The organism is Streptomyces niveiscabiei (genome assembly GCF_001419795.1).
GTDB lineage: Bacteria > Actinomycetota > Actinomycetes > Streptomycetales > Streptomycetaceae > Streptomyces > Streptomyces niveiscabiei.
In genome coordinates this window covers 1-3,007 of sequence record NZ_LIRL01001093.1, presented here as the reverse complement: position 1 = coordinate 3,007, position 3,007 = coordinate 1, and the positions used below count along the sequence as shown (strand labels likewise).

The following is a 3,007-nucleotide window of genomic DNA, read 5'->3' as shown; positions in this document are numbered from 1 at the left end:
GTCCTCGCTGCTGCGGGCCGGCGTCGTCCCCGCCCTGCGCGCGGCGGGCGGGCTGCGGGCCGTACGCCTGATCAGCCCCGGGGAGCGGCCCCACCGGGCCCACGCGGCGCGGTTCACGCCCGCCGACGGGGACGGGGAGACCCTCGTCGTCGTCGACCAGTTCGAGGAACTGTTCACGCTGTGCACCGACCCCGGCGAGCGGGAGCGGTTCGTGCGGGCGCTCGTGGGATGCGGGCCCCGGGTGCGGATCGTCCTCGCCGTACGGGCGGACTTCTACGACCGGCTCGCCGCCCACCCCGTGCTCTCGGGGGTGCTGCGCGACGGGGGCCTGCTCGTCGGGCCCATGAGCGCGGGGGAGTTGAGGGAGGCCGTCGTGCGGCCCGCCGCCGCTGCCGGGCTGCTGGTCGAGCGGACGCTGACCTCCCGGATCGTCGCCGACGTCGACGGACGGCCGGGGGCGCTGCCCCTCCTGTCCCACGCCCTGCTGGAGACCTGGCGCAGACGCCGGGGCCGGACCCTGGACGAGGCCGCCTACGACGCGGCGGGCGGACTGCGCGGCGCGCTCGCGCAGAGTGCCGAGCACGCCTACCAGGAGCTGACACCGGACCAGGCACAGCGGGCGCGGCAGGTGCTGCTGCGGCTGATCACCCCCGGCGAAGGGGCCCGGGACACACGCCGGCCCGCCGCCCGTACGGAGCTGCCCGCCAGGTCGGACGACGTCGTCGACCTGCTGGCGCGGGCCCGGCTGATCACGCTGGACGAAGACACCGTCGACCTCGCGCACGAGGCCCTGATCACCGCCTGGCCCCGGCTGTGGGCCTGGGTGGACGCCGAACGCGAGCACCTGCGGGTGCACCGCAGGCTCACCGAGGCCGCGCAGACCTGGGCCCAGCTCGACCGGGACCCGGGCAGCCTGTACCGCGGGGCGCGCCTGTCGACGGCCCAGGACAGCCTGGGCACCGGCGACGCGCTGACCCCCCTGGAGCGGGAGTTCCTCGACGCGTCCGGCGCCGCCCGGGAACAGGAGGCCGCCGCGCGCAGACGGGCCACCCGGCGACTGCGCGGCCTGGTCGGGGCGCTGTCGGTGCTGCTGGTGCTCACGCTCGCCGCCGCCGGGTTCGCCTACGGGCAGCGGCAGAGCAGACAGGAGGAGCAGCGCCGGGCGCTGTCGCGTCAACTCGCCGCCAAAGCCGTCGCGGCGCGCGACACCGACGCGGACCTCGCGGACCTGCTCGCCGCCCACGCCTACCGCGTCGCCGACACGGCGGAGGCCGTCGCCGCCCTGCACGCCGGAGCCGCGAACCCCCTCCAGTACCGGCTGGCCACTGAGCGCCCAGTGTCCTCGGTGACCTACGCCGACACCACCGTCGTCGTCGCCGACCGGTACGGGGCGACGACCGACTGGTACGCCGGCAAGGCCACCGCCCGCTACCCGGGCGACACGGCGGAGGGGACACGGACCGAGTTCACCGAGTACGGCGGCATCGTCGCCGTGTTCGACGGCGAGACCCGGGCCCGGCTCGTCGACACCGCCAGCGGCGCCGTACGCCAGACCGTCACCGCCGAGGACAGCGACGCGACCCTCGTCCTGCGCCCCGAGGGCGGGATGCTCGCCGTCGGACGGGACGGCCGGGTCGCCGACGCCGTCACCGGCCGCCCCCTGGCCGCCCTCCCGGGCCGGGTGGCCGACCCGGCGGCCGTCGTCAGCCCGGACGACCGGCTGCTCGCCGTCGGCGACCAGGGCCGCGACGCCCCCGTCCACGTCGTGGACCTCACCACCGGCCGCACCGTCGCCACCCTCGCCCCGCACCGGCCGCCGATGGCGCTGCGCCTGCTGTTCAGCCCCGACGGGCAGCGGCTCGCCGTGAGCGGCGGCGACGGGACGGTACGGCTGTGGGACATTGCCACGCGCACCGCGCAGGACCTCGCCGGGACACTCGGCGACGTCGCGGGCGCCATGGCGTTCAGCCCCGACGGGCACGCCCTGGTCACCGCCGAGGACACCGACGTACGCCAGTGGGACACGGACACCGGGCACCTCATCGCCTCGTACGCCGGGCACACCGACCCCGTCACCTCGGTCGCCTTCGGGCCCGGCGGCCGGACCTTCGCCAGCGGCGACGACGGCGGCATCACCCGGGTGTGGGCGGCGGCTGCCGACCCGCCCTGGCAGGTGCTGGAGCGGCCCGGGCCGCAGATCCGGGGGCTGGCCTTCGGACCCGACGGGCGCCGGATCGCCACGGTCGCGGCGGACGGCGGGGACAGCGTCGCCGGGGGCGACGAGAACGCCAGGGACGACGGGGACACGGCGCGCGGCCGGAGCGGCCCGCCCCTGGTGAGGGTGTGGGACGCCCACACCTCCGCCGTCACCGGAACGCTGCACGGGCGGGCCGCGCCGGTCGGCACGTACTCCGTCGCCCTCGGCCCGGACGGCCGCACCCTNNTGCGCGACGCCGCGACCCTGCGCGTCACCCACGACCTGACCGGCGTCGCCGGAGTCGTCGCCCCCGCCGTGTTCAGCCCCGACGGGCACCTCGTCGTCGCGGCCACCGCCTCGACCGTCGAGGTGTGGGACGCGCGCACCGGCACACACCTGCGACGCATCGACACCGCCGACCCCAAGACCGGCTCCCCGACCCTCGCCGTCAGCGCCGACGGCCGCCGCCTCGCCGTCGGCTACGGCCGCAGCGCACAACTCTGGAACCTGACGACCGGGGACCTCACCCACGCGCTCGGCACCGGCCAGAGCGGCCGTACCCTCGTCGCCTTCACCCCCGACGGCCGCGCCCTCGCCACCGGCAACGCGGACGGCGAAGTCCTCCTCTGGGACGCCGAGTCGGGGCGCGCCCTGCGCCACTTCCCCCGCACCGCGGGCCTGTCCGCCCTCGCGATCAGCCCCGACGGAGACGCCCTCGCCACCGTCGGCACCGACCGCGTCGTCCGCCTCTGGGACACCGCCGTGGGCCAGCTCCGCACCGAACTCCCGGCCCACGGCGGTGTCCCAGAG

The 3,007-nt window shown here is 77.2% G+C and carries 1 protein-coding gene and 1 pseudogene; both read left to right on the top strand.

Going from position 1 to position 3,007, the window contains the following annotated elements:
- Positions 1–7 precede the first annotated feature (7 nt).
- Positions 8–2,442, top strand: a pseudogene (locus tag AOK24_RS52915) (WD40 repeat domain-containing protein); the annotation flags it as partial.
- Between the two features lie 2 nt (positions 2,443–2,444).
- A partial coding sequence (locus tag AOK24_RS49990; protein ID WP_206191351.1) for a WD40 repeat domain-containing protein occupies positions 2,445–3,007 on the top strand: 563 nt, incomplete at both ends.